The sequence below is a fragment of the Streptomyces sp. NPDC045778 genome (genome assembly GCF_056431945.1).
Genome location: NZ_JBWKJZ010000001.1, coordinates 584,529 through 608,597, shown reverse-complemented (window position 1 = coordinate 608,597; position 24,069 = coordinate 584,529). Strand labels below are relative to the sequence as shown.

The 24,069-nt window shown below is 72.7% G+C and carries 27 protein-coding genes; 16 read left to right on the top strand and 11 right to left on the bottom strand.

All coding sequences use genetic code 11. The annotated features are described in order from the left end of the window. Positions 1-144 precede the first annotated feature (144 nt). Positions 145-546, bottom strand: coding sequence for an ATP-binding protein (locus AC07GB_RS02700; protein WP_478841391.1), 402 nt, complete (start codon positions 544-546; stop codon positions 145-147). Between the two features lie 300 nt (positions 547-846). Next, the gene (locus tag AC07GB_RS02695) at positions 847-1,743 is read right to left on the bottom strand and encodes a heavy metal transporter (protein WP_478841390.1); all 897 of its coding nucleotides are present in this window, start codon (positions 1,741-1,743) and stop codon (positions 847-849) included. 124 nt (positions 1,744-1,867) lie between these two features. Between AC07GB_RS02695 and dapE the strand changes: the two genes are divergently transcribed. After that, positions 1,868-2,959: a succinyl-diaminopimelate desuccinylase gene (dapE, locus tag AC07GB_RS02690; RefSeq protein WP_478841389.1), complete on the top strand. Its 1,092-nt coding sequence runs from the start codon at positions 1,868-1,870 to the stop codon at positions 2,957-2,959. A gap of 129 nt (positions 2,960-3,088) precedes the next feature. Next, on the top strand, positions 3,089-3,841 hold the full coding sequence (locus tag AC07GB_RS02685) for an LOG family protein (RefSeq protein WP_478841388.1): 753 nt from the start codon (positions 3,089-3,091) through the stop codon (positions 3,839-3,841). Positions 3,842-3,892: 51 nt separating this feature from the next. Here AC07GB_RS02685 and folP read toward each other — a convergent pair whose 3' ends face one another. Next, entirely contained in the window at positions 3,893-4,753 is an 861-nt protein-coding gene (folP, locus tag AC07GB_RS02680) for a dihydropteroate synthase (RefSeq protein WP_478841387.1), read from the bottom strand. Between the two features lie 160 nt (positions 4,754-4,913). Between folP and AC07GB_RS02675 the strand changes: the two genes are divergently transcribed. Both AC07GB_RS02675 and AC07GB_RS02670 read left to right on the top strand, forming a co-directional pair. Continuing rightward, on the top strand, positions 4,914-5,360 hold the full coding sequence (locus AC07GB_RS02675; RefSeq protein WP_478841386.1) for a DivIVA domain-containing protein: 447 nt from the start codon (positions 4,914-4,916) through the stop codon (positions 5,358-5,360). Beyond that, entirely contained in the window at positions 5,357-5,944 is a 588-nt protein-coding gene (locus tag AC07GB_RS02670; RefSeq protein WP_478841385.1) for a DNA-3-methyladenine glycosylase I, read from the top strand. The genes AC07GB_RS02675 and AC07GB_RS02670 overlap by 4 nt, the downstream gene beginning before the upstream one ends. Before the next feature lie 10 nt (positions 5,945-5,954). Here AC07GB_RS02670 and chcB read toward each other — a convergent pair whose 3' ends face one another. Continuing rightward, positions 5,955-6,755, bottom strand: coding sequence for a 2-cyclohexenylcarbonyl CoA isomerase (gene chcB, locus AC07GB_RS02665; RefSeq protein WP_478841384.1), 801 nt, complete (start codon positions 6,753-6,755; stop codon positions 5,955-5,957). A 341-nt stretch (positions 6,756-7,096) separates the two neighbouring features. On the opposite strand from chcB, the gene AC07GB_RS02660 reads away from it, so the two are divergent. Then, entirely contained in the window at positions 7,097-7,264 is a 168-nt protein-coding gene (locus tag AC07GB_RS02660; protein WP_003966491.1) for a DUF3117 domain-containing protein, read from the top strand. Between the two features lie 147 nt (positions 7,265-7,411). Here AC07GB_RS02660 and AC07GB_RS02655 read toward each other — a convergent pair whose 3' ends face one another. Then, positions 7,412-8,110 carry an O-methyltransferase gene (locus tag AC07GB_RS02655; RefSeq protein WP_478841420.1) on the bottom strand — a complete coding sequence of 233 codons (699 nt, stop codon included), beginning with the start codon at positions 8,108-8,110 and terminating at the stop codon, positions 7,412-7,414. A 171-nt stretch (positions 8,111-8,281) separates the two neighbouring features. Between AC07GB_RS02655 and sigE the strand changes: the two genes are divergently transcribed. The 5 genes from sigE (at position 8,282) to AC07GB_RS02630 (ending at position 13,334) form a co-directional block, all read left to right on the top strand. Then, positions 8,282-9,046, top strand: coding sequence for an RNA polymerase sigma factor SigE (gene sigE / locus AC07GB_RS02650; RefSeq protein ID WP_171075849.1), 765 nt, complete (start codon positions 8,282-8,284; stop codon positions 9,044-9,046). Continuing rightward, positions 9,043-10,038: an anti-sigma factor family protein gene (locus AC07GB_RS02645; protein WP_478841383.1), complete on the top strand. Its 996-nt coding sequence runs from the start codon at positions 9,043-9,045 to the stop codon at positions 10,036-10,038. The genes sigE and AC07GB_RS02645 overlap by 4 nt, the downstream gene beginning before the upstream one ends. Positions 10,039-10,125: 87 nt before the next feature. Beyond that, positions 10,126-11,844, top strand: a complete 1,719-nt coding sequence (locus AC07GB_RS02640; protein WP_478841382.1) for a S1C family serine protease — start codon at positions 10,126-10,128, stop codon at positions 11,842-11,844. 120 nt (positions 11,845-11,964) lie between these two features. Continuing rightward, complete coding sequence (locus AC07GB_RS02635; protein ID WP_478841381.1) at positions 11,965-12,444, top strand: sec-independent translocase; 480 nt, start codon at positions 11,965-11,967, stop codon at positions 12,442-12,444. Between the two features lie 215 nt (positions 12,445-12,659). Further along, positions 12,660-13,334, top strand: a complete 675-nt coding sequence (locus tag AC07GB_RS02630; protein ID WP_478841380.1) for a hypothetical protein — start codon at positions 12,660-12,662, stop codon at positions 13,332-13,334. A 65-nt stretch (positions 13,335-13,399) separates the two neighbouring features. On the opposite strand, the gene AC07GB_RS02625 is transcribed toward AC07GB_RS02630, so the two are convergent. The 3 genes from AC07GB_RS02625 to AC07GB_RS02615 are packed head-to-tail and all read right to left on the bottom strand — an operon-like array spanning position 13,400 to position 16,438. Continuing rightward, positions 13,400-14,533: an Mrp/NBP35 family ATP-binding protein gene (locus AC07GB_RS02625; protein WP_478841379.1), complete on the bottom strand. Its 1,134-nt coding sequence runs from the start codon at positions 14,531-14,533 to the stop codon at positions 13,400-13,402. A 44-nt stretch (positions 14,534-14,577) separates the two neighbouring features. Beyond that, entirely contained in the window at positions 14,578-15,174 is a 597-nt protein-coding gene (locus AC07GB_RS02620) for a DUF1003 domain-containing protein (protein WP_478841378.1), read from the bottom strand. Then, complete coding sequence (locus AC07GB_RS02615) at positions 15,164-16,438, bottom strand: magnesium transporter MgtE N-terminal domain-containing protein (protein WP_478841377.1); 1,275 nt, start codon at positions 16,436-16,438, stop codon at positions 15,164-15,166. The genes AC07GB_RS02620 and AC07GB_RS02615 overlap by 11 nt, the downstream gene beginning before the upstream one ends. Before the next feature lie 239 nt (positions 16,439-16,677). On the opposite strand from AC07GB_RS02615, the gene AC07GB_RS02610 reads away from it, so the two are divergent. Beyond that, the gene (locus AC07GB_RS02610; RefSeq protein WP_478841419.1) at positions 16,678-17,442 is read left to right on the top strand and encodes a hypothetical protein; all 765 of its coding nucleotides are present in this window, start codon (positions 16,678-16,680) and stop codon (positions 17,440-17,442) included. A 7-nt stretch (positions 17,443-17,449) separates the two neighbouring features. Here the strand turns inward: AC07GB_RS02610 and AC07GB_RS02605 are convergent, their stop codons facing one another. Next, on the bottom strand, positions 17,450-17,974 hold the full coding sequence (locus AC07GB_RS02605) for a hypothetical protein (RefSeq protein WP_478841376.1): 525 nt from the start codon (positions 17,972-17,974) through the stop codon (positions 17,450-17,452). Positions 17,975-18,015: 41 nt separating this feature from the next. Further along, complete coding sequence (locus AC07GB_RS02600) at positions 18,016-19,131, bottom strand: magnesium and cobalt transport protein CorA (protein ID WP_030684760.1); 1,116 nt, start codon at positions 19,129-19,131, stop codon at positions 18,016-18,018. Between the two features lie 504 nt (positions 19,132-19,635). Between AC07GB_RS02600 and AC07GB_RS02595 the strand changes: the two genes are divergently transcribed. The 4 genes from AC07GB_RS02595 to AC07GB_RS02580 all read left to right on the top strand — a co-directional run bounded on the left by AC07GB_RS02595 (position 19,636) and on the right by AC07GB_RS02580 (position 22,680). Then, positions 19,636-20,235 carry a suppressor of fused domain protein gene (locus AC07GB_RS02595; protein WP_478841375.1) on the top strand — a complete coding sequence of 200 codons (600 nt, stop codon included), beginning with the start codon at positions 19,636-19,638 and terminating at the stop codon, positions 20,233-20,235. Between the two features lie 87 nt (positions 20,236-20,322). Beyond that, a complete protein-coding gene (locus AC07GB_RS02590) occupies positions 20,323-20,964 on the top strand; it encodes a DUF6758 family protein (RefSeq protein ID WP_478841374.1) in 642 nt (213 codons plus the stop codon). A gap of 128 nt (positions 20,965-21,092) precedes the next feature. Beyond that, positions 21,093-21,968, top strand: coding sequence for a PHP domain-containing protein (locus AC07GB_RS02585; protein WP_478841373.1), 876 nt, complete (start codon positions 21,093-21,095; stop codon positions 21,966-21,968). A gap of 109 nt (positions 21,969-22,077) precedes the next feature. Further along, positions 22,078-22,680, top strand: a complete 603-nt coding sequence (locus tag AC07GB_RS02580) for a MarC family protein (RefSeq protein ID WP_478841372.1) — start codon at positions 22,078-22,080, stop codon at positions 22,678-22,680. Positions 22,681-22,783: 103 nt separating this feature from the next. On the opposite strand, the gene AC07GB_RS02575 is transcribed toward AC07GB_RS02580, so the two are convergent. Beyond that, on the bottom strand, positions 22,784-22,936 hold the full coding sequence (locus AC07GB_RS02575) for a hypothetical protein (protein ID WP_138961645.1): 153 nt from the start codon (positions 22,934-22,936) through the stop codon (positions 22,784-22,786). Positions 22,937-23,150: 214 nt separating this feature from the next. Here AC07GB_RS02575 and AC07GB_RS02570 point away from each other — a divergent pair, with 214 nt between their 5' ends. Beyond that, complete coding sequence (locus AC07GB_RS02570; RefSeq protein WP_478841371.1) at positions 23,151-24,065, top strand: NYN domain-containing protein; 915 nt, start codon at positions 23,151-23,153, stop codon at positions 24,063-24,065. The last annotated feature ends 4 nt before the right edge of the window (positions 24,066-24,069 follow it).

Below are 24,069 nucleotides of genomic sequence, written 5' to 3'. Positions count from 1 at the left end.
GGGGGCGCTCATTTTGTCTGGGGGGGGGGGGGGGCGGGGGAGGGGGGGGGGGGGGGGGGGGGGGGCGGGGGGGGGGGAAGGGGGGGGGGGGGGGGGGGCCCCTCCCCCCCCCCCCACCCCTTCGCGGCTTCCGGACCCGGAGGGTCAGCCCAGCGGCAGGCTCTTCACCGGCAGCTGCTCGGTCGGCAGCCCCTTGCCCGTGGCGTCCCCAAGGACCTCGCCCGCCCCTTCGGCCACGTCATCCGCGGCCCCCTTCGCGGCGGGAGTCGTCGTCTTCGCCCCCTTGCCCACCGCCTTGCCCGCGGTCGGCACGCCCTTCTTGACGGCCTTGCTCCCGGCCTCCGTCGCGACGCCACTGGCCTTCTGCGTCGCACCGTCGACCGTGTCGCCCAGGCTGCTCGGGTCGACGGCCGTGAGCCCGCCCAGCTTGGACGTGTCCGGCAGGTCGGCGGCGCTCGCGGAGCCGGCCGCACCGACCACGGGCGCCGCTCCCGCCGCAACGAGCAGCGCGGCACGGGCGATCCGGCGGGTCAGGGGGAGGGACATGATGCTCCTTAGCGGGAGGGGAAGGTGAGGTGTCCGGCCGGAGGATCTCCGGCGCCGGACGCAGTGACTACCGCTCGAAGCTCCCGAAGGTTGCGGTGGGCCAACGTAAAGAGTTGGCAATGCGTCGCATTATCGGCTGCGGATAAATTCGGGCAAACGTCATTCGTGAAAATGCCGCGCCGCCCGCTCAACACCCCTTGTTCTCAAGGAATTTGAGGGGGGTGCGGCACCCGCTCGAATGGGCCGGTCAGGCGTCTCCGCGCGGCAATCGCCGTCCCTCATTCGAGGGACCCCTCCGCACTACTGCCCAGCGACGATTCGGACTTCGTGCGTGCGCGCACCGGTCGTACGCCACACGGCGCCGGAATCCCCGGCCCGCCACTCCGCGTCCCCGTACGAGACCCGCTCGATGTGCAGGGCCGTCGCATGGGCGACGGCCCAGTGCGCCAGCTCCCAGCCGCGTTGCGGAGTGCCACTTTCCGGTGAGGCCGCGGTCGCCCCGGTGACGGGAACGCTGACCACGCGCCCGCGCGCGATCGTGCCCGCGGGCAGGACGCCCCGCCCGAAGTCCCGCGCGAGCGCCCGCCGCACCTCGTCCGGGCCGCCCGGGTCGATGCCCGGCAGACCCTGGCAGCTCAGCGTCGCGGGGGTGCGTCCGGTGAGCGCGGCGGCCAGCAGCGCGGCGCCCGGCTCGTGCTTCGCGTACGCCTGCGGGAAGCCGCTGCGCTGCACGCGCTGCGCGGCGACCGTCAGGGGAAGCCGCGAATAACCCGGCACATCCTTGAGGTGGTCGTAGAACCGCACCGACGCGTACACCGGGTCCATGATCTGCCGCGCGGAGCCCCAGCCCTGCGAGGGCCGCTGCTGGAACAGGCCGAGCGAATCCCGGTCGCCGTGGCGGATGTTGCGGAGCCCCGACTCCTGGAGGGCCGTCGCGAGGGCGATCGTCACCGCGCGCTCCGGCATGCCGCGCCGGGTGCCGACGACGGCGATGGTCGCGGCGTTGACGGCCTGCTCCGCGGTCATCTCGTACGTCGCCCCGTCGCCGTTGCCCGACACGACCGTGCACCGGGGGTCGGAGCGGCTCCCGGACACGTACTGCATCACTACGTAGGCCACGACGGCGAGCAGCACGGCGAGGGCGGCCCCGGCGCGCGGAAGGCGGCCGCGCCGGACGAAGAGGGACGGCTCGGACACGCGGGACACCGTACTGGAGCGCACTGACAGTACGGAAAGTGCCGACACGGGCACGGAGAGGGGCCGTGCGGAGCGACAGAGCCGAACAGAGGGCGACCCGGAGCGGAGAGTTAGGGTCGAGGCCATGGATCAGACCCCGGCCAAGGCGCCGCTCGACCTCACCCTGGACGCCGCCGCGCTGACGGCCGCGCTCGTCGACTTCCCGTCCCCCAGCGGCCAGGAGAAGGCGCTCGCGGACGCCATCGAGACCGCCCTGCGCGCCCTGCCGCACCTGACGGTCGACCGGCACGGCAACAACGTCGTGGCCCGCACCCATCTGGGCCGCGCCGAGCGCGTCATCCTCGCGGGGCACATCGACACCGTCCCGATCGCCGGGAACGTGCCCTCGCGCCTGGACGAGGACGGCGTGCTCTGGGGCTGCGGCACCTGCGACATGAAGGCGGGCGTCGCGGTCCAGCTGCGCATCGCCCGGACCGTGCCCGAGCCCAACCGCGACCTCACCTTCGTGTTCTACGACAACGAGGAGGTCGCCGCGCACCTCAACGGCCTGGGACACGTCGCCGACGCCCACCCCGACTGGCTCGCGGGCGACTTCGCGGTCCTCCTCGAACCCACCGCCGGCCAGGTCGAGGGCGGCTGCCAGGGCACGCTGCGGGTCCACCTGAAGACGACGGGGGAGCGGGCGCACTCCGCGCGCGCGTGGATGGGCTCCAACGCCATCCACGCGGCCGCCCCGATCCTCGCCAAGCTGGCCGCGTACGAGCCGCGCAAGCCGGTCGTCGACGGCCTCCAGTACCACGAGGGCCTCAACGCGGTCGGCATCGAGGGCGGCGTCGCGACCAACGTCATCCCCGACGCCTGCACGGTGGTCGTCAACTTCCGCTACGCGCCCGACCGCACGCCCGAGGAGGCGGAGGCCTTCGTCCGCGACTACTTCGCGGACTGCGGCATCGACGAGTTCGTCGTCGACGACCACACGGGCGGCGCGCGCCCCGGCCTCACCCACCCCTCCGCCCAGGCGTTCCTGGAGGCCGTCGGCGGCGAGGCCCGGCCCAAGTTCGGCTGGACCGACGTGGCCCGCTTCAGCGCCCTCGGCGTGCCCGCCGTCAACTACAGCCCCGGCGACCCGCTCCTCGCCCACAAGGTGGACGAGCGGGTCAAGGCCTCCCTGATCCCCGAGGCGGAGGCACAGCTGCGCGCCTGGCTCACCGCCTGAACCCGACCGCCTTGTGGAATTGCGCCGCGCGTAACGCCCGTAGACCTACGCTGAAGTGGCACAACGAGTGAGTCGTGAGCGGCCCGGGACACCGGGCCGCGCCGCGACCGTCAGTGGAAGGGGATGTTCATGGGCAGTCCGGAAGCTCAGGGTCCGCCGGAGGAGCAGCACCTGGGGCCGGTGGTGCGGCGCCGTGAACAGATCACGCCCGGCACCACCGACCAGCGGCTCCTCGACACCGAGGGCGGCGACTCGGCGTGGCTGCACACCGACCCCTGGCGGGTCATGCGCATCCAGTCCGAGTTCGTCGAGGGCTTCGGCGCCCTCGCCGAACTCCCGAGCGCCATCAGCGTCTTCGGCTCGGCCCGCACCCGCCCCGACACGGCCGAGTACGAGGCGGGCGTCCGCATCGGCAAGGCCCTCGTCGACGCCGGTTTCGCGGTGATCACCGGAGGCGGGCCCGGGGCGATGGAGGCCGCCAACAAGGGGGCCCGCGAGGCGAAGGGCGTCTCCGTCGGGCTCGGCATCGAGCTGCCCTTCGAGCAGGGCCTCAACCCGCACGTCGACATCGGCGTCAACTTCCGCTACTTCTTCGTCCGCAAGACGATGTTCGTGAAGTACGCCCAGGGGTTCGTGGTACTGCCCGGCGGGCTCGGCACCCTCGACGAGCTGTTCGAGGCGCTCACGCTCGTACAGACCCGCAAGGTGACCCGCTTCCCCATCGTCCTCTTCGGCTCCGCCTACTGGGGCGGCCTCGTCGACTGGCTGCGCGACACGGTCGTCGCCCAGGGCAAGGCCTCGGAACACGATCTGCTGCTGTTCCACGTGACGGACGACGTGGACGAGGCGGTCAGCCTCGTGACGAAGGAGGTCGGCCGCTAGTCGCGGACCCCGGACGGGCCGGAACAGCCCGCCCGCGGTGGCCCGCCGGGCCTACGCCAGGCCCCTGCGGGCCACCGCGGGCGGCCGGTGCCCCGCGATCGTCGCCACCATGTCCACGACCTGCCGCGTCTCCGCCACCTCGTGGACGCGGTACACCTGCGCCCCCAGCCACGCGGACACCGCGGTCGTGGCCAGCGTGCCCACCACCCGCTCCTTGAGCGGCCGGTCGAGGGTCTCCCCGACGAAGTCCTTGTTGGACAGGGACACCAGCACGGGCCACCCCGTGTCCACCAGCTCCCCGAGCCGCCGCGTCGCCTCCAGGGAGTGCCGTGTGTTCTTCCCGAAGTCGTGCCCGGGGTCGATGAGCACGGACTCCCGGGGGACCCCCAACTCCACGGCCCGCTCGGCAAGTCCCACGGTCACCCGCAGGATGTCGGCCACGACGTCCTCGTACTCCACCCGGTGCGGCCGCGTGCGCGGCTCCGCGCCGCCCGCGTGGGTGCACACGAGCCCCACCCCGTACCGCGCGGCGACCTCCGCGAGCTTCGGGTCGACCCCGCCCCACGCGTCGTTCAGCAGATCGGCGCCGACGTCGCACACGGCCTCGCCGACCTCGTGCCGCCAGGTGTCGACGCTGATGACGACATCGGGGAAGCGCCGCCGCACCTCGGCGACGAACCCGACGGTCCTGCGGGCCTCCTCCTCGGCGGTCACCTCCTCGCCGGGACCGGCCTTGACGCCACCGATGTCGATGATGGCGGCACCCTCGGCGACGGCCTGTTCCACGCGCGCGAGGGCGGGTTCGTCGCGGAACGTGGCGCCCTGGTCGTAGAAGGAGTCCGGGGTCCGGTTCACGATCGCCATGATGACCGGCTCATGCGCATCGAACACGCGCCTGCCCAGCTTGAGCATCCCCTGTGCGCCTCCCTTTCGTTACGTGGCGGACCGCGTGGCCGTCGCCGCCTGCGACCTTAACTGTCAGAGGCGCATGGCACGATCGGAGCCAGACAGTTAGCCAACAGTTCCGTGCCGACCGGCCGCGGTCGGCATCCGAGCGTGGGGACCCGCACAGATGGTCATGTTCCTGTTCTTGGTCATCGCCCTCGTGGTGGTGGTCGCCGCGGTGACGCTGGCCGTCCTCGGCGGCTCCGAGGGCGGCGCCCTGCCGGACGTGCCGCCGGAGCGTTTCGCCGACCCGCTGCCGCCGGACCGGCCGCTGCGCCGGGCCGACGTGGAGGCGGTCCGCTTCCCCATGACCGTCCGCGGCTACCGCATGGTGGACGTGGACGAGGCCCTCGACCGCCTGGGCGCGGAGCTGGCCGAGCGCGACGCCCGCATCGCGGAGCTGGAGACGGCCCTCGCGGGCGCCCAGGCCACGGCCGTCGGCGGCCCCGGCCTGTTCGCGAGGTACGGCGGCCCCGGCGCCCCGGACCCCGGGGGGCCCGGCCCCCAGGACCGCGCCCCGGGCGACGGGAATCCGGCGGCGGCGCCGGCCGAGCGACCGGAGGACGACCGATGAGCGACGCGATCCCCGGCCCCGACGGCGCCCTGCGCTGCCCCTGGGGCCTGTCCACCGAGGACTACGTGGCGTATCACGACGGCGAGTGGGGCCGCCCCGTCCACGGCGACGACGCGCTGTTCGAGCGCCTCTGCCTGGAGGCCTTCCAGTCGGGCCTGTCCTGGATCACGATCCTGCGCCGCCGGGAGGGCTTCCGGGCGGCCTTCTCCGGCTTCAAGATCGCCGCGGTGGCGGAGTTCACGGACGCCGACCGCACGCGGCTCCTGGCCGACGAGGGCATCATCCGCAACCGCGCGAAGGTCGACGCGACCCTCGCCAACGCGCGCGTGCTCGCCGACTGGCCCGAGGGCGAGCTGGACCGCCTGATCTGGTCGTTCGCGCCGGACGCCGCCACGCGCCCGGCACCGCGGACACTCGCCGACGTGCCCGCGGTCACGGACGCGTCCACGGCCCTGTCCAAGACCCTCAAGAAGCGCGGCCTGCGCTTCATCGGCCCCACCACGGCCTACGCCCTGATGCAGGCCTGCGGCCTGGTGAACGACCACCTCGCGGACTGCGTGGCCCGCGAGGCGAGCGGCTCCTGAGCGGGCGCGGTTAGCGGCCCAGGTAGGCGGGCTTCGCCTTGTCGAGGAAGGCCTGCACGGCGATGGCGTGGTCGTCGGACGCGCCCGCCTTCGTCTGCAGCTCGTCCTCCTTGTCCAGCGCCTCGTCCAGGGAGTGCCCCGCGGCGTACGCGAGGGACTCCTTGATCGCCGCGTAGGCGAGGGTCGGGCCCGCGGCCAGCGCGCGGGCCACCGCGCGCGCCTCGTCGGCAAGGGCGTCCGCCGGGACGACCTTGTTCGCGATGCCCAGGTCGTACGCCTCCTGCGCCTTGATGCCCCGCGGGAAGAGCAGCAGGTCGGCGGCGCGGCTCTGGCCGATCAGCCGGGACAGCGTCCAGGACACGCCCGAGTCGGCGGTCAGCGCGACCCCGGCGAAGGACGTGTTGAACGACGCGGTGTCCGCGACCACGCGGTAGTCGGCGGCGAGGGCGAAGCCGAAGCCCGCGCCGGCCGCCACGCCGTTGACGCCCGCCACGACCGGCTTGGGCATGCCGGCCAGCGCTCGCACGATCGGGTTGTAGTGCTCGCTCACCGTGCTCATGGTCTGCCCGGAGCCCGACGCGCGCGACTCCTGGAGCACTCCGATGTGCTCCTTGAGGTCCTGGCCCACGCAGAAGGCGCGGCCGGTCGCGGTGAGCAGCACCGCCCGCACCTCGGGGTCGGCCCCCGCCTCGCGCGCCGCCTCCCGCAGGGCCACCTTGGCCTCGGTGTTCATCGCGTTCATGGCGTCGGGACGGTTCAGCGTGATCGTCGCGAGCCCGTCGCTGACTTCGTAGAGCACGGTGTCGGCCATGGTGGGGTCCCCTCCGCTGGTCCTGTGTGGTGGTCCCGTGGGTGTGTGTCCCTGGGCCTCGGTGCGCCCAGCATGACCTAGATCATCGGCCACCGGTACGCCGTCGGAGATGTGACCTGCGTCAAAGAACGAGAGGCGGAAGAAGCGCCTGGGGCGGCGAAGTATTGCAGCCACATCGCCGAATTGAGTGGTTTTGCGGGCGCGCGTTGCGCAAGCGATGCCGACCGATGTTGGTCATCGGGTCCCGCCATGCGGGATAATGACCTGGAAGCAATGTGTTCGATGCCGGTGACACCTGGGTTGTCGGCTGCGACAAGCTGGTTTCAGGAAGGGGAACGAGCATGGCGGCCATGAAGCCGCGGACGGGCGACGGCCCGCTCGAGGTGACCAAGGAGGGGCGGGGCATCGTCATGCGCGTTCCGCTCGAAGGCGGCGGTCGACTTGTCGTCGAACTGACCCCGGATGAGGCCGACGCACTCGGCGACGCCCTGAAGAAGGTAGTCGGCTGACGCGCAATCGCCCACACTTTTCCACTGCCCCGGCATCGTACGACGAGCCGGGGCAGTGCTGTGTCCGGGGCGGGAGCACTCCCGAGGGGCGCGGGCGGGAGCACCCCCGAGGGGCGCGGGCGGGCGCGCGCCCGGGGCTGTGCCGCGCTATCGCTTGACCGCGCACAGCAGGCCGTCGCCCACCGGGAGCAGCGACGGTACGAGGTCCTGGCTCTCGCGCACCGCGCGGAGCAGCTCCCGCAGCCGCAGCACCTCGATGGGCTGGGGCCCGGAGTCGACGGTCCGGCCGTCGAAGAAGACGCCCTCGAAGCAGACGAGGCCACCCGGACGTAGCAGGCGCAACGATTCAGCGAGATAGTCGAGGCACTCGAGCCGGTCGCCGTCGCAGAACACCAGGTCGTAGCCCCCGTCGGCGAGGCGCGGCAGCACGTCGAGGGCGCGGCCCGGGATGAACCGGGCGCGGTTGCCCGCGAAGCCCGCGGCCCGGAAGGCCATCCGCGCGAACTGCTGGCGCTCGGGCTCGGGATCGACGGTGGTCAGCACCCCGTCGGGGCGCATGCCGTGCAGCAGGTGGATGCCGGAGACCCCGGTGCCCGTGCCGATCTCGGCGACGGCCTTGGCGTCCACGGTGGCGGCCAGCAGCCGCAGCGCGGCGCCGGTGCCGGGCGACACGGAGCGCAGGCCCGCGTCCAGCGCCCGGTCGCGGGCCCAGAGCAGCGCCTCGTCCTCGGCGACAAAGGCGTCGGCGAACGCCCAGCTCGTCTGCCGGTTGCCGCTAATGGCCCTCTCCTGTCCCCGTGGTTGCCTGGCGGTGACTGTATCCGTTGGGCCCGGGAACCCGCAGATGGGACCGCGCGTTAGTCAGGTAGACCGCTGACGGGGAGCGGCCCGGGGCGGCCCGGGGAGAGCTGACGGGGGGATCGGGTGGATCAAGGCACGATCGCAGGGGCCGTACCGACCCCCCAAGAGGCAAATCTAGGTAAAAACGCTTATCCGGAGCTAACGGGCGAGGTGGTTATGGTAGGGGCTCCACTGGACACCACCAGAGCCGACAGGGGAGGTGCGGCCGAGTCCGCGGATCAGGGAGGAGCGCTCCGGCGTTTTCTCAGGTTGGCGGGTAGGCCGAAATCCGTGACCGACACCGCTGACCGCGCTAACTCCGCTCAGACCGCGACCTTTGCCGCTGACGCGGATGCCCAGGCGTGGACTCCCCCCACCTGGGAGGAGATCGTCAGCACGCACAGCGGCCGCGTCTACCGCCTCGCCTACCGCCTGACGGGCAACCAGCACGACGCCGAGGACCTCACGCAGGAAGTCTTCGTCCGCGTCTTCCGCTCCCTGTCGACGTACACGCCCGGCACCTTCGAGGGCTGGCTGCACCGCATCACCACGAACCTCTTCCTGGACATGGTGCGCCGCAAGCAGCGCATCCGGTTCGACGCCCTCGGGGACGACGCCGCCGAGCGCCTCCCCAGCCGCGAGCCGTCCCCCCAGCAGGTGTTCAACGACACGCACTTCGACGCGGACGTCCAGCAGGCGCTCGACACCCTCGCGCCCGAGTTCCGCGCCGCCGTGGTCCTGTGCGACATCGAGGGCCTCTCGTACGAGGAGATCGCCGCCACCCTGGGCGTCAAGCTCGGTACGGTCCGCAGCCGTATCCACCGTGGCCGCTCCCAGCTCCGCAAGGCGCTCCAGCACCGTTCACCCGAGGCCCGCGCCGAGCGCCGTTCGCTCGCGGTCACCGGTGCCGTGGCGCTGGGAGGAGGGGGCGCGACCGCGTGAGTGGATCACGGTCGAATCCTGCCGAGCGGCATTTCGCCGAGCAGCACCTGGGGGACCGACTCGCCGCGCTGGTCGACGGCGAACTCGGTCATGAGGCGCGCGAGCGTGTGCTCGCGCATCTGGCCACCTGTCCTACGTGCAAGACGGAAGCCGACGCCCAGCGCCGGCTCAAGAGCGTGTTCGCGCAGACGGCGGCCCCGCCGCCCAGCGAGAGCTTCCTCGCCCGCTTGCAGAACCTCCCGGGCATGAGCCTCGACGACATCGACGACATCGAGGGCCGGGGCGGCCCCCGCACCCCCGTCGACGACGGCTTCGCCACCGGCTCCTCCGGGACGACGGGCCTGCCGAGCGGCGGCCTGTTCTCCCTCGGCGGCCCGCGCCCCGACCCCCTCGTGGAGTACGCGCCGTCGGGCGCCCACGCGGCGGTGCTGCCCAGCGAGCAGCGCGGCTTCCGGATACACGCGGTGGGCAGGACCGAGGCCGAGCGGTCCGGCTGGCGCGGCAGGCGGTTCGCCTTCGCGGCCGCCGGGGCCGTGTCCCTCGCCGCGATAGCTCTCGGCGGGGTCACGGTGAGCGCCCCCCTCGGCTCCACCGACCAGCGCGCGGGCGGCGCGGGGACGAACAGCAACGCGTCGCCGCCGCGCTCCCAGACCGCCCCCACCACCGGCGTCCCCGAGTCGACGCGCCGCCGTGGCATCAGCCCTTTCTCCGTCCAGGGGCAGCGGCCACAGGCGCCCGCGCCGACCACGGCCGCCGTGCCGCTCCTGTCCGGCGCGCCCGGCCCTTCCACGCCCACGCCGCAGCACCTCACGGCCCCGCTGCTCGCCGGTGCCGGAGTGATGTCGCCGCTGGTGCGTGCCGCCGCGCCGGACGACCCGGAGGGCCCGGCCGCCGCCACCGGCCTCACGCTGAACGCCGCGGCGGACCCGACACCCCGGGCGACACCGCCCCCCGGCCTCGCCCAGCGACGGGGCACGGCCGAGATCCACTGACGTCCGGCGCGCGGACCTGGTTGAATTCCCCGGTGTGCCCGACGGGCACGGAATCGGCGTCCGCCGTGGGGCAGTTGTGGGGAGAGCATGGACGAGGTCGTGGGTACTGGGCCGAGCGGAGACGTTGGCGCTGGGCCACGCGGGGAGGCCGCCCCCCGTGCGGCCGAGGCCCGGCCCCCGGCCCCTGACACCCCGGCCTCCGGGCCTCTGCCGCCCGAGACCCGGCCCGGCGAGGCGCCGGTGACACCTCCAGCGGGGGCAGCCCCCGGCTCCCCGGCGCCCGACCGCCACGCCGGGCAGGCGGGCACGCCCGTAGCACCTACCCCGGCAGCACCGGCCGCCTCGTCCGCGGGCTCCGGCTCTCCGGCCGCCCCGGCAGCCGACCGCCACGCAGGCCAGGCGGCCACGCCCGCAGCACCTGCCCCGGCAGCACCGCCCGCCCCAGCCGCAGCCCCCCACCCCCCGGCCGGCCGCCCCAAGCCCCTGCACGAGCCCGACCCCTACAGCACCCCGCCGTACGGCGAACCCGGGCCCTGGGCCCCCGCCCCGCCCGTGCAGCACCCGGTCACCACCCCGGCCCACGGCACTCAGGCCCCGGGCGCCCCCGCGCCCTGGCAGCGGTACGACCCCTGGAGCGCCGCGCCCCTCCAGCAGACCGGGGCCGCCGTCGAGACGCGGGAGCAGCGGCGCAAGCGTGGCCGGCAGGGGCTCGTGGCCGGGGCGGTGGGCATCGCGCTCGTCGCGGGCGGCATCGGTGGTGTCGTAGGGGCGCAGCTGGAGCGCGAGGGCGGCATCGGCGGCGGTGGCGTGGAGCTGCCGCAGGCCGGCTCGGAGTCCCGCGCCCGGCCCAAGGGCAGCGTGGCCGGGATCGCCGCGAGTGCCCTGCCCGGCGTGGTCACGCTGCACGTGCGCGGCGACGACGGAGCCGGCACCGGCACCGGATTCGTCCTCGACGGCAAGGGCCACATCCTCACCAACAACCACGTCGTCGAACCGGCGGGAACCGGCGGCGAGATATCCGTGACCTTCAGCGGCGGCGAGACCGCGCGCGCCAAGGTCATCGGCAGGGACAGCGGCTACGACCTGGCCGTCGTGAAGGTCTCCCGCGTCCGCGGCCTCAAGCCACTGCCCCTCGGCAACTCCGAGAACGTGCAGGTCGGCGACCCCGTGGTGGCCATCGGCGCGCCCTTCGACCTCGCCAACACCGTCACCTCCGGGATCATCAGCGCCAAGGAGCGCCCCATCACGGCGGGCGGCGAGAAGGGCGACGGCAGCGACGTCTCGTACGTGAACGCACTCCAGACCGACGCGCCCATCAACCCTGGCAACTCCGGCGGGCCGCTCGTCGACTCCAAGGCCCGCGTCATCGGCATCAACAGCGCCATCCGCTCCGCCGACGGCGGCTCGGAGTCCGAGGGCGGCCAGGCCGGTTCCATCGGGCTGGGCTTCGCCATCCCGATCAACCAGGGCAAGCGGGTCGCCGAGGAACTGATCAACACCGGCCGGGCCACACACCCGGTGATCGGCGTCACCATCGACAAGCGGTTCACGGGCGACGGCGCGCGCATCGCGCGCAAGAGCCAGAACGGCGGCCCCGCCGTCACCCGCGGCGGCCCCGGCGCCAAGGCAGGGCTCAGGCCGGGCGACGTGATCACCGAGGTCGACGGCCGGCGCGTGCACTCCGGCGACGAGCTGATCGTCAAGGTCCGCGCGCACAAGCCCGAGGACCGCCTGGAGCTGACCCTCCGCCGCGGCGGCGACGAGCGCAAGGTGACCCTGGTCCTCGGCAGCGCCAGTGGCGACTGAGCCGGGAGTGCGCCCCCGGACGGCACTTGCCGCTGTTGACGTCGTTGACGCCCGGCGGCTACCGGACGTACAGCAGCGCCGGGTACCGTAGAGCGGGTCCGGACGGCAAGGAGCTTCAGGGTGTTCAACGACATCGGCGTATTCGAGATAGTGACGCTGGTCATCCTCGCTGTACTCATCTTCGGCCCGGACAAGCTGCCGAAGTTCATCCAGGACGCGTCCCGGACCATTCGTAAGATCCGGCAGTTCTCGGACAGTGCGAAGCAGGACATACGGGACGAACTGGGTCCGGAGTTCAAGGACTTCGAGTTCGACGACCTGAATCCGAAGAAGTTCATCCGCAAGCAGATGGAGCGGGAGGACCTCGGGCTCAAGGAAATCCGCAACGGCTTCGACCTGCGCAAGGAAATGGCCGAAGTGGCGGACTCCGTGCACGGGCGCGACAGCGACCCCGCGGAGGACCGGGAGGACCGCGCGAGCCGGTCCGGCACGTCCACCTCCAAGGCCGCGGCGAACGGCGGCGGCCGGATCGACATGGACAAGCGCCCCGCCAAGCCCGCGGCCGAGGACCACCCGCCCTTCGACGCCGACGCGACCTGAGCGCACGCCGCCGCCCGCATGCGCCATCCGGCGCCACGTGTGCGCCGCCCGGTGCGCCGCGATGCCCGCGCTCGTGGCCTGCCGGACACCCGTCCGCCGACTGCCTTACCGGCTTCCGGATGCGGTGTGGCTATCCTGCCTTGTTGTCCGGCGTGAGGACGCCCGAGGGGGGCGGGCCGCTCCGGACCGACGACAGCGAGGAGGCGGCCGGGTACATGGAGACGACAAGTCGGGTGGGCGCTCAGGCGTCAGCCGCGGACGGTGCCGCGTCGCAAGCGGTGCCCTCCGCCCGGCGCACGGTCGACGGCTACCTGCTGGCGCCCTTCCCCTGGTACGGCCTGGACGAGGCCTTCACGGGACCGCGCTGGCTGATGCAGGTCGGCACCGCGGCGGACGGCGCCGTGGAGCACGGTTCGATCGGCCACGGTGACGAGCCGTCGCTCCGGGCCGACGGCGGTTCCGGCGACGGGGACAGGGAGCGCTTCGCGGTCGTGGTGACCGTCGCCGCCAACCCGGTGCGGCGCAGCGCCGACGGCACGGGCGTCCTGGAGGCGACCTCGGTGTCCTCCGCGGCCTGGCTCGCCGGCGTCGGGCTGCTGTCCTACACCTGGCCCGGGCAGATGGACCACAGCCTGCGGGACGACTGGCTGGACCAGCAGACGGAGACGGCGTGGGTCCTCGCGGACGACCTCGACGGCTCCGACTGGTCGGCCCTCTCCCTGCCGGTGGACGGGGTCCCGACCTCGTTCCACTACCGGGAGTCCGAGTACGGATGGGTGCTCGCCGGGTCCACCAAAGAGGGGGTGCATCTGGGGGCGTACGGGCGCGGGATGAGCGCGTACGGCCTCGGGTTCTCGGTGGTCAAGGACATCGCCGCCTACGCGAAGTAGCCCACGGACCAGCACGGACGACAGGGCGTCGTGGACTCCACGCGCCCTGTCGTAAGCGCCCGGGTCTAGAACTTGTTGCGGGGCGTGATGCCCAGGGACATGCCGGAGAGGCCGCGCTGGCGGCCGCCGAGCTTGCCCGCGATGGTGCGCAGCGCGCTGCCCGCGGGGGACTCGGGGTCGGTGAGGACCACCGGCCTGCCCTCGTCGCCGCCCTCGCGCAGCCGGACGTCGATGGGGATGGAGCCGAGCACCGGCACCGTCGCGCCGGTCGTCTTCGTGAGGCCCTCGGCGACCCTCTGCCCGCCGCCCGTGCCGAAGACGTCGACCATCTCGCCGCAGTGCGGGCAGGGCAGGCCCGACATGTTCTCGACCACGCCGACGATCTTCTGGTGGGTCTGGACGGCGATGGAGCCCGCGCGCTCGGCGACCTCGGCCGCCGCCTGCTGGGGCGTGGTGACGACCAGGATCTCGGCGTTCGGCACGAGCTGGGCGACGGAGATCGCGATGTCGCCGGTGCCCGGCGGCAGGTCCAGAAGGAGCACGTCCAGGTCGCCCCAGAAGACGTCCGCGAGGAACTGCTGGAGCGCGCGGTGCAGCATCGGGCCGCGCCACACCACCGGCGCGTTGCCCGGCGTGAACATGCCGATGGAGATGACCTTCACGCCGTTCGCGGACGGCGGCATGATCATGTTCTCGACCTGGGTGGGATGCCCGTCCGCGCCCAGCATGCGCGGCACCGAGTGGCCGTAGATGTCGGCGTCGACCACGCCGACCTTGAGGCCGTCCGCGGCCATCGCCGCGGCCAGGTTCACCGTCACGGACGACTTGCCGACGCCGCCCTTGCCGGAGGCGACCGCGTACACCCGGGTCAGGGAGCCGGGCCTGGCGAACGGCACCTCGCGCTCGGCCTGGCCGCCGCGCAGCGCCGCCGCCAGCTCCTTGCGCTGCTCGTCGCTCATCACGTCGAGGGTTACGTCGACCTGGGTGACGCCCTCTACGCGGGACACGGCGTCCGTCACGTTCTTCGTGATCGTGTCCCGCATCGGGCAGCCGGAGACCGTCAGATACACCGCGACCGCGACCGCGCCATCCGCGCCGATCTCCACGGACTTGACCATCCCCAGTTCGGTGATGGGCCGCTGGATCTCGGGGTCGTTCACCGTCGCCAGCGCTTCGCGCACCGCGTCTTCCGTAACCATGTACTCGATGGTACGGCTCCCGGTAGGGGGGTCCGGAAGGCCCGTCAGCGGTCGCCTACGTCACGTGCCCGCGCGGCCGCCGACGGGAATACCCGCCGCTGCTCCTCCAGCTCCTTGACCAGGTCCTGGAGTTCGGAGCGCAGCCAGTCGCGGGTGGCGACCTCGCCGAGGCCCATGCGCAGCGAGGCCAGCTCCCGGGTCAGGTACTCGGTGTCGGCGATGGAACGCTCGTTCTGCTTGCGGTCCTGTTCGTGGGTGACGCGGTCGCGGTCGTCCTGGCGGTTCTGCGCGAGCAGGATCAGCGGGGCCGCGTACGAGGCCTGGAGCGAGAGCATCAGGGTCAGGAAGATGAACGGGTAGCGGTCGAAGCGCAGCTCGACGGGGGCGGAGACGTTCCAGACCACCCACATGACGATGGCCACGGTCATCCAGACGATGAACCGGCCGGTGCCGAGGAAGCGCGCGATCCGCTCCGAGAGCCGCCCGAAGGCCTCGGGGTCGTAGTCCGGGAGCAGTTTGCGGCGCCGCGCGCGCGGCTGGTCGAGACGGAACCGGGGCCGGGTCTCGGGACGGGGCTCGCGCCGCTCCTCGCGCGCCTCGCGGTCGCGCCCGCCGGCGCGCCCCTGCCGTTCACGCGCCATGGCCGGTCTCCTCCTGGAGGTGGAACTCCGTCTCGCGCCAGTCCTCGGGCAGCATGTGGTCGAGTACGTCGTCGACGGTGACGGCCCCGAGGAGCGCGCCCCCCTCGTCGACCACGGGCGCCGCCACCATGTCGTACGCGGCGAAGAAGCCCGCGACGACCGGCAGCTGGTCCTCCGGCGAGAGGGGGCGCAGGTCGTCGTCGAGGATCGAGCCGACGAGCGTGTAGGGCGGGTCGCGCAGGAGCCGCTGGAAGTGCACGGTGCCCAAATACTTGCCGGTCGGGGTCTCGTCCGGCGGCCGGCACACGTACACCTGCGCGGCGAGGGCGGGCGAGAGGTCCTCCTGCCGCACCCGGGCGAGGGCGTCCGCGACCGTGGCGTCCGGGCGCAGCACGATCGGCTCGGTCGTCATCAGACCGCCCGCCGTGCGCTCCTCGTACGCCATCAGGCGCCGTACGTCGGCCGCGTCGTCGGGCTGCATCAGGGTCAGGAGGCGTTCCTTGTCGTCCTCGGGCAACTCGGCGAGCAGGTCGGCGGCGTCGTCCGGGTCCATGGCCTCCAGGACGTCGGCGGCGCGCTCCTCCTTGAGCTTGCCGAGGATCTCGATCTGGTCGTCCTCCGGCAGCTCTTCGAGGACGTCCGCGAGGCGGTCGTCGTCGAGGGCGGCGGCCACCTCGGCGCGCCGCTTGGGGGAGAGGTGGTGCAGGACGTTGGCGAGGTCGGCGGGGCGCAGCTGCTCGAAGGTGGCGAGCAGGTTCTCCGCGCCCTGCCCGTGCTCCTCCAGGGAGAAGCCGTCCACGGCGGCCCAGTCGACGGTGAGCGTCTCGCCCTTGCGCCGGAAGGCGCCGTCCTTGCCCTTGCGGACGAAGACCTTGTCGACCTCCCAGTCGCGGCGGGCCGGGAGCTGCCGTACGGACACGTCCAGGACGGTGACCTCCTCGCGGGTCTCCACCAGGTGCACGCGCCGGTCGAGCATCTCGCCGAGGACCAGGCGCTCGGTGGGGCGCTGCTCGAAGCGGCGTACGTTCAGGACGCCGGTGCTGATGATTTCGCCGGACTCGATGCCCGTCACCCGGGTCATGGGCAGGAAGATGCGGCGGCGGGTCGCGAGTTCGACGACCAGGCCGAGCAGCCGGGGCGGCCTCCTGCCGACGCGGAGCATGACGACGAGGTCGCGCACGCGGCCCACCTGGTCGCCGTTCGGGTCGAAGACCGCGGTGCCGGACAGGTGCGAGACGAAGATCCGGGGCGCGCCTCCTGCCATGTGCCGCGCCTTTCTCGGGGTGGGGTCGGTGAACCGTTTCGGCGGTATGTGCCCTATGCCGGGGATATGGGGTTCAGGCTAGCCCGTACCCCTCGCATATGCCCTGGTGAGCGGTCCGGACGGACTGGCTCCGAGGGACGTAGGGGACACCGGTACGCTGCGGTACGCCAGGCCGTCCCGGCGTACGGCCACGGCCGTAGACGACGTCCGCACGAGAGGCAGCCCCACCTGTGACTGCGATGCGACCGGCTCCCCGTTTCCGAAGGTCCGTGCTGGTGGGCGCGGTGTGCGCGGGGCTCATGGTGGGTGTCGCCGGCCTGACGGCGTGCGGCGGTGGCGGGGACGACGACCCGGACAAGGGCACGAACGGCGTCGGCAAGCTCTCCGCGGCCAGGATCCAGAGCAAGGCCCGGCAGGTCGCCGAGGCCGCGCCCGCCGTGCGGCTCTCCGGCAGCGTCGTCACCAAGGGGCACACGTACAAGCTCGACATGCGGCTCACGGCCAACGGCGGCACGGGCACGGTGACGTCCAAGGGGCAGACGTTCGAGCTGCTGCGCGTCGGCGAGAACCTCTTCCTGAAGGCGGACTCGGCCTTCTGGGCGCACCAGGGCGAGGGCGGCGCCTCCGCAGGCCCGGACGGCTCGGCGGCGGCCAAGCTCGACGGCAAGTACGTGAAGGTGCCCCAGGGCGACCCGGCGTACCGCAGGCTCAGCGGGTTCACCGACAAGGACGTGCTCCTCGACGGCACCCTCGCGCTGCACGGCACGCTGGCCAAGGGCGAGCGCGGCGGGACCGGCACCAAGCGCTACATCAGGATCAGCGGCGACCAGGGCGCGGGCGGCACCCTGGAGGTGTCCCTCGACGGCAAGCCGTACCCGCTGACCCTGCGGCGCGCGGGCGGCGCGGGCACGCTGCGGCTCAGCGAGTGGAACCAGGCCGTCCCGCTGAAGGAGCCGGGCCTGAACGAGACGGTGGACTACGGCAAGCAGCTGCCCACGTCGTAGCCGCCGCTCAGCGCCGCTTCCTCGCCTTCTTCCCGCGGCCGAGAAGCAGCTTCGGCAGCCCCTGAGGCATGGGCGCGCGGGTCGTCGCGGGCGTCGGCAGGGGCGGGGCCGCCAGCGAGCCGTCGGGCGCCTCCAGGTCCGCCTCGCGCGGCGCGAGGCGCAGCACGCGGCACTCGGCCGCCCAGCGCTCGACGACCCGCTCGCCGTCGGGGGCGTTCAGCCGCTTGCCCTTCAGCTCGGCGACCGCCGCCTCCCACTCCTCGGTGCGCGGCGCAAGCTCCGTCACCGTCGCCGTCCAGGACAGGAGGCGGCCGCCCTTGTCCTTGCTGCGCACGGTCACCTCGGCGGTGGCGCCGTCGGCGAGCTGCGGCAGGGGCTGCTCGCCGGGGCCGTCGCCCACGAGGTGCGCCGCGCCGTCGTGCCAGACGTGCCACAGGGCGCGGGCCGGACCCGCGCCGCGCACCCAGACGAGGCCCGACTTCTTGGTGGCCTCTTCGATCAGGGCGCGCCCGAACAGCGTGTCAGCGGTCATGACGGCAGCTTAGCCAGCGGCCCCGGGGCGGGGACCCGCGCTCACAGCCAGCCGTTCCGCTTCAGGGTGCGGTGGATGGTGTAGCAGACCGTGGCGATCAGGCCGAGCACCATCGGGTAGCCGTAGCGCCAGTGCAGTTCGGGCATGTGGTCGAAGTTCATGCCGTAGACGCCGCACACGGCCGTGGGGACGGCGATGATGGCCGCCCAGGACGTGATCTTGCGCATGTCCTCGTTCTGCGCGACGGCGGCCTGCGCGAGGTTGGCCTGGAGGATCGAGTTGAGCAGCTCGTCGAAGCCGAGCACCTGCTCCTGGACGCGGGCGAGGTGGTCGGCGACGTCGCGGAAGTACTTCTGGATGTCGGGGTCGACGAGCCGCATCGGACGCTCGGAGAGCAGCTGCATCGGGCGGAGCAGCGGCTGCACGGCCCGCTTGAACTCCAGGACCTCGCGCTTGAGCTGGTAGATCCGCCCGGCGTCGACGCCGCGCGAGCCGCCCTTGCCGGTGGCCGCGAAGACCTCGTTCTCGACGTCGTCGATGTCGACCTGCATCGCGTCGGCGACCGCCAGATAGCCGTCGACGACGTGGTCGGCGATGGTGTGCAGGACCGCCGACGGGCCCTTGGCGAGCAGCTCGGGCTCGTCCTGGAGCCGGCGGCGCAGCGCGCGCAGCGAGCCGTGGCCGCCGTGCCGGACGGTGATGAAGAAGTCCCGGCCGGTGAAGCACATGACCTCGCCGGTCTCCACGACCTCGCTGGTGGCGGTCAGTTCGGCGTGCTCCACGTAGTGGATGGTCTTGAAGACCGTGAACAGCGTGTCGTCGTAGCGCTCCAGCTTGGGCCGCTGGTGGGCGTGGACAGCGTCCTCGACGGCCAGCGGGTGCAGCCCGAACTCGGCGGCGATGCCCGCGAATTCGGCCTCCGTCGGCTCGTGCAGGCCGATCCAGGCGAAGCCGCCGTCACGGCGGACCTGGAGCATGGCCTCGTGCGGGGTGAGGGTCTCGTCGCAGGACACGCGGCGGCCGTCGCGGTAGACGGCGCAGTCGACGACGGCGGACGCGGCACGCGGGTCGCGGGTGGTGTCGTACGAGCTGTAGGCGCCGCTCTCCTTGCGCAGGGAGGGGCGGACTGCGGCGCGCAGGTCGCGGATCATCGACATGGGCAGGCTCCTTCGACGAAAGGGCCGCCTGCGGCGGGTGGAACTACCCGGAATGGGGACGTCCGGCTGTGCTGGGGAGGCACGTCCACAAAGCGGGGAGCACCGCACCGTCGCGGTGGCAGCAACGCTACTGATGCAGATCAGGTGAAACGCGGTGCTCTTCCGTCGTGCGGGGCACAGGCCGGGTCGGGCCGAGTGGTGCTTGGGGTGCCGGGCACACAGCCGCAGCGTCGTTGCTGCGGGGAGTCAGCGGGCGGAAGAGCGAGTGGTACTGCACGGTCGACTTCGATCCACTGCAGCCCCACCTCCTCCGGCCGGTCCCCCGTAGGGGAGTTCCCAGGCGCGCGAGGGCGCCGTCCGTCGAGTTCGGGCCCGAGGGCCCCGAGGTCCGGGCTTGAGAGCGACGCTTCTGCGTGCCGCCCGGGCCAGCAGCCAACAGTATCAGCCGACCGGTCCGTCAAACCCCGACCTTTACCCATCACTGACGAGTTCTATGCTCACGGCATGGCTGATGTTCTTGCTCTGGTCGAAGCCCGGTTGCGTGACGGCCTGGGCGAACCGGACGCGCGCGCGGCGGTGACGTTCCTCGGCACGGACCGCGTCGAGGTGCTGCGCTTCCCGGGCCCTCCGGCCGAAAGCGCGGGGGTCGTGCGGTACGCCACCCTCGGCATGTCCGCCCAGCCGATGGCCGACCCCACGGCCGTCCTCGCGGACCCCGTGAAGGGCCCGCGCGCGGAGCTGATCCTGTCCGTGCGGGGCGGTGTCGCCGACACCGACAAGGTGCTCAGGCCGCTGGCCGTGCTCGCCGCTTCGCCGCAGGTCGAAGGGGTCGTGGTGGCTCCCGGCAGCTCCCTGGACGTGGGCGAGCCGCTGTGGCCGGGCGCGCCCTTCACCTCGGTCCTGGTCGCCGAGCCCGGCGGCCTGGTGGCGGACCTGGACCTGGACGAGCCGATGGAGCCCGTACGGTTCCTGCCGCTGCTGCCGATGACGCCGAACGAGGCCGCCTGGAAGCGGGTGCACGGCGCGCAGGCCCTCCAGGAGCGCTGGCTGAGCAAGGGCACGGACCTGCGCGATCCGCTGCGCGCGACGGTGGCCCTGGACTAGCGCGCCCCCGGCGCGCGCCGTGCGGCCGCACTCCGGACGGGTGATCGTCCTTGACGCGGCGTCCACCGGGGAGGACCGTGGGGCGCTATGAGGGGCGAACCCAGTTGCCCGAAGTGTGGTGGCCGGGTCAGGGCTCCCGGCCTCTTTGCCGACTCCTGGCAGTGCGACGTGCACGGCACCGTGCATCCGCTGCAACCCGTGATCCCGCCCAGCGTCGAGGCCCTCAGCGTCGTGGTGCACCGCGCGCAGGTGCCGGTGTGGATGCCCTGGCCGCTGCCCGTCGGCTGGCTCTTCACCGGGGTGGCCTGCGCGGGCGACGACCGCAGCGGCGGCCGGGCGACCGCCGTGGCCTGCTCGGGGCCCGCCCCGCTCGGCGGCGTCGGTGAACTCATCCTGGTCGCCGAGGAGTTGGGCATCGGCCTCGGTGCGCGCTACGCGGGCATCGACGGCCCCGACCCCGGCCCCGCCATGAACATCGGCAAGCCGCCGGCCGCCAAGGTCCTCGCGGCCGGGCGCCCGACACCCCTGTGGCACGTGTCCGGCACGCCGGAGGACCGCGCCGTGTTCGCGGGCGAGGCGTGCGGCCTGTGGCTGTGGGCGATCGCGTGGCCCGAGCAGTCCGGGCTCCTGATGTACGACGAGCTGGTGCTCACGGACCTGCGGGACGCCGGCGCCGAGGTCGAGCTGCTGCCGTGCGGGGCGCTGTCACCACGCCTGCTGACGCCGTAGCCCTCGCGGGCGTGCCCCGCCGCGTGCACGGGCGCGCTCCGCGCGCGGACGCGGCGGCCGGTCGCCCCTGAGGCGGCCGTTATCCTTGAAGCGTCCCTTGCCCGTCCCGAACAGCGTGGAGTCCTCGCGTGCGCATCGACCTGCACACCCACTCCACCGCTTCCGACGGCACGGACACCCCGGCCGAGCTGGTGCGCAACGCGGCCGCCGCCGGACTCGACGTCATCGCCCTGACCGACCACGACAGCACGCGCGGCCACGCCGAGGCCGTCGCCGCGCTGCCGCCCGGCCTGACCCTCGTGACCGGCGCCGAGCTGTCCTGCCGCCTCGACGGCGTGGGCCTGCACATGCTGGCGTACCTCTTCGACCCGGACGAGCCGGAGCTGGCGCGGGCGCGCGAGCTGGTGCGCGACGACCGGGTGCCGCGCGCGCGGACCATGGTCCGCAAGCTCCAGGAGCTGGGTGTCCCCGTGACCTGGGAGCAGGTCGCGCGGATCGCGGGCGACGGCTCCGTGGGCCGCCCGCACATCGCCGAGGCCCTCGTGCGGCTCGGCGTCGTCGCCAGTGTCTCGGACGCCTTCACGCCGCAGTGGCTCGCCGACGGCGGACGCGCGTACGCGGAGAAGTCCGAACTCGACCCCTTCGAGGCGATCCGCCTGGTCAAGGCCGCGGGCGGCGTCACCGTCCTCGCCCACCCCGCCGCCGCCCAGCGCGGCAAGGTCGTGCCCGAGTCCGCGATAGCCGAGCTGGCCGCCGCGGGGCTCGACGGCATCGAGGTCGACCACCCCGAGCAGCTGGCGTACGCCCCCGAGGCGGGCCCCCGCCTGCGCGGCCTCGCCGCCGACCTCGGCCTGCTCGTGACCGGCTCCAGTGACTACCACGGCAGCCGCAAGACCGTCTCGCTCGGTGAGTACACCACCGACCCCGAGATCTACGGCGAGATCACGCGCCGCGCCACCGGGGCGTTTCCGGTGCCGGGCGCGGGCGGAGACCTGCCCGCCTAGCGGGCGCCACCGTCCGCCGCGCCTCTTCGGGGCCGCGCGCCCCGCGCCGTGCGCGGGCTCCGCCGCCTCACCTCCCTCACCTCGTACGACTCTCTGCAAGGCCATCACCGTGTTCGACGTCGCCGTTTTCGGATCCCTCTTCCTCACCCTTTTCGTCATCATGGATCCCCCTGGGATCACACCGATCTTCCTCGCCCTGACCGCGGGCCGCCCCGGCAAGGTGCAGAAGAAGATGGCCTTCCAGGCCGTCTGCGTGGCCTTCGGGGTCATCGCCCTGTTCGGCGTCATCGGGCAGCAGATCCTCGACTATCTGCACGTGTCGACGCAGGCCCTGATGATCGCGGGCGGCCTGCTCCTGCTGCTCGTCGCGCTCGACCTGCTCACCGGCAAGACCGACGAGCCCAAGCAGACCAAGGACGTGAACGTCGCGCTCGTCCCGCTCGGCATGCCGCTGCTTGCCGGGCCCGGCGCGATCGTCCAGGTGATCCTGGCCGTCCAGCACGCCAGCGGCGTCGAGCAGGTCTCGGTGTGGGCGGCGATCCTCGCCATCCACGTCGTGCTGTTCCTCGCGATGCGCTTCTCGCTGCTGATCATCCGGGTCATCAAGGACGGCGGTGTGGTCCTGGTGACGCGCCTGGCGGGCATGATGCTGTCGGCGATCGCGGTGCAGCAGATCGTCAACGGCGTCACCCAGATCATCCGGGGCGGCTGACCCCCGCGCGCGGGAGCGCACCCACGGACAGAGCCCTGTACGTCACCGGCGTGATCCGGTGTCGTACAGGGCTCTGGAGCGTGATGGGTGGGGACGTGCGGCGTTACGAGGCCGTGGTGTCGGCCGGGCGGATGTAGAGGCGCTGGCCGATGGCGGCCGCCTGCTGCACGATCCGGTTGACGGAGGCGGCGTCCACGACGGTGGTGTCCACAGCGGTGCCGTCGACGTCGTCGAGTCGCATGATTTCGAAGCGCATGGGCTTCTCCCTTCGTCTGGTGATCCTCCTGAGGAGAACTTCGGTTACGTACGGTTCCAACGAGTTTCCCTCGTCAAACATTCCCTACGCTAAGGAAATTTTTTGAGAGGCTAATGAACGCCGTGTTGCCGCCCCGTTTCGCGGCCGGTTGTGTTCGTTGCGTAACTAGCACTGGTTGTGCCCCCTGTGTGACGGACGCGACAATGTGTTCCGTATGGACACGGACGAGACCATCCACGAGACCGGCGAGGTCAACGCGCTGCTCGCGCGCGCCAACGGGCTCCTCGAGCGCATGCTCGCCGAGGTGGCGAAGACGCCGTCCACCCACGCGATCTTCGTCGACGCCGGATATCTGTACGCCGCCGCGGGACGTCTCGCCGTGGGCACCGAGGACCGGCGCGCCTTCGACCTGGACGCCGAAGGGCTCATCGACGCGCTCATCGACAAGGCCCGCACGATCTTCGCCGACAGCAGGCTGCTGCGCGTGTACTGGTACGACGGTGCCCGGCGGCGCATCCACACCAGCGAGCAGCAGTCCATCGCCGAGCTGCCCGACGTCAAGGTGCGGCTCGGCAACCTCAACGCCAACAACCAGCAGAAAGGCGTCGACTCGCTGATCCGCAGCGACCTGGAGTCCCTGGCCCGGCACCGGGCCATCAGCGACGCCGCGCTCATCGGCGGCGACGAGGACCTGGTGTCGGCGGTCGAGGCCGCGCAGGGGTACGGGGCACGCGTCCACCTGTGGGGCATCGAGGCCCCCGACGGGCGCAACCAGGCGGAACCGCTGCTCTGGGAGGTCGACAGCCAGCGCACGTTCGACGCCGACTTCTTCAAGCCGTACATCACGCGCCGCTCCGCCCTGCCGTACGAGGGCTCGCTGGCGGCCTCCCGGCCCTCGCGGGACGACGTGCGGTTCGTCGGCGCGCAGATCTCCGCGAAGTGGCTGTCGGCGCGCGGCCGCGAGGCCCTCGTGGGCCTGCTGCCCGGCCACCCCTATTTGCCGGGATCGGTCGACCAGGAACTCCTCGTCGAGGCGGAGCGGCTGCTCGACTACTCCCTGCGGGGCCAGTCCGACCTGCGCCGGGTGCTGCGGGACGGCTTCTGGGAGCACCTCCAGAAGTGTTACTGAGGCG

Excerpts from the sequence above, each read along its gene's own strand:
- AC07GB_RS02700 (WP_478841391.1), bottom strand. The coding sequence starts at position 546 with ATGTCCCTCCCCCTGACCCGCCGGATCGCCCGTGCCGCGCTGCTCGTT.
- dapE (WP_478841389.1), top strand. The coding sequence starts at position 1,868 with ATGGATCAGACCCCGGCCAAGGCGCCGCTCGACCTCACCCTGGACGCC.
- AC07GB_RS02685 (WP_478841388.1), top strand. The coding sequence starts at position 3,089 with ATGGGCAGTCCGGAAGCTCAGGGTCCGCCGGAGGAGCAGCACCTGGGG.
- folP (WP_478841387.1), bottom strand. The coding sequence starts at position 4,753 with ATGCTCAAGCTGGGCAGGCGCGTGTTCGATGCGCATGAGCCGGTCATC.
- AC07GB_RS02675 (WP_478841386.1), top strand. The coding sequence starts at position 4,914 with ATGGTCATGTTCCTGTTCTTGGTCATCGCCCTCGTGGTGGTGGTCGCC.
- AC07GB_RS02670 (WP_478841385.1), top strand. The coding sequence starts at position 5,357 with ATGAGCGACGCGATCCCCGGCCCCGACGGCGCCCTGCGCTGCCCCTGG.
- chcB (WP_478841384.1), bottom strand. The coding sequence starts at position 6,755 with ATGGCCGACACCGTGCTCTACGAAGTCAGCGACGGGCTCGCGACGATC.
- AC07GB_RS02660 (WP_003966491.1), top strand. The coding sequence starts at position 7,097 with ATGGCGGCCATGAAGCCGCGGACGGGCGACGGCCCGCTCGAGGTGACC.
- sigE (WP_171075849.1), top strand. The coding sequence starts at position 8,282 with ATGGTAGGGGCTCCACTGGACACCACCAGAGCCGACAGGGGAGGTGCG.
- AC07GB_RS02640 (WP_478841382.1), top strand. The coding sequence starts at position 10,126 with ATGGACGAGGTCGTGGGTACTGGGCCGAGCGGAGACGTTGGCGCTGGG.
- AC07GB_RS02630 (WP_478841380.1), top strand. The coding sequence starts at position 12,660 with ATGGAGACGACAAGTCGGGTGGGCGCTCAGGCGTCAGCCGCGGACGGT.
- AC07GB_RS02625 (WP_478841379.1), bottom strand. The coding sequence starts at position 14,533 with ATGGTTACGGAAGACGCGGTGCGCGAAGCGCTGGCGACGGTGAACGAC.
- AC07GB_RS02620 (WP_478841378.1), bottom strand. The coding sequence starts at position 15,174 with ATGGCGCGTGAACGGCAGGGGCGCGCCGGCGGGCGCGACCGCGAGGCG.
- AC07GB_RS02615 (WP_478841377.1), bottom strand. The coding sequence starts at position 16,438 with ATGGCAGGAGGCGCGCCCCGGATCTTCGTCTCGCACCTGTCCGGCACC.
- AC07GB_RS02610 (WP_478841419.1), top strand. The coding sequence starts at position 16,678 with ATGCGACCGGCTCCCCGTTTCCGAAGGTCCGTGCTGGTGGGCGCGGTG.
- AC07GB_RS02605 (WP_478841376.1), bottom strand. The coding sequence starts at position 17,974 with ATGACCGCTGACACGCTGTTCGGGCGCGCCCTGATCGAAGAGGCCACC.
- AC07GB_RS02600 (WP_030684760.1), bottom strand. The coding sequence starts at position 19,131 with ATGTCGATGATCCGCGACCTGCGCGCCGCAGTCCGCCCCTCCCTGCGC.
- AC07GB_RS02595 (WP_478841375.1), top strand. The coding sequence starts at position 19,636 with ATGGCTGATGTTCTTGCTCTGGTCGAAGCCCGGTTGCGTGACGGCCTG.
- AC07GB_RS02590 (WP_478841374.1), top strand. The coding sequence starts at position 20,323 with ATGAGGGGCGAACCCAGTTGCCCGAAGTGTGGTGGCCGGGTCAGGGCT.
- AC07GB_RS02575 (WP_138961645.1), bottom strand. The coding sequence starts at position 22,936 with ATGCGCTTCGAAATCATGCGACTCGACGACGTCGACGGCACCGCTGTG.
- AC07GB_RS02570 (WP_478841371.1), top strand. The coding sequence starts at position 23,151 with ATGGACACGGACGAGACCATCCACGAGACCGGCGAGGTCAACGCGCTG.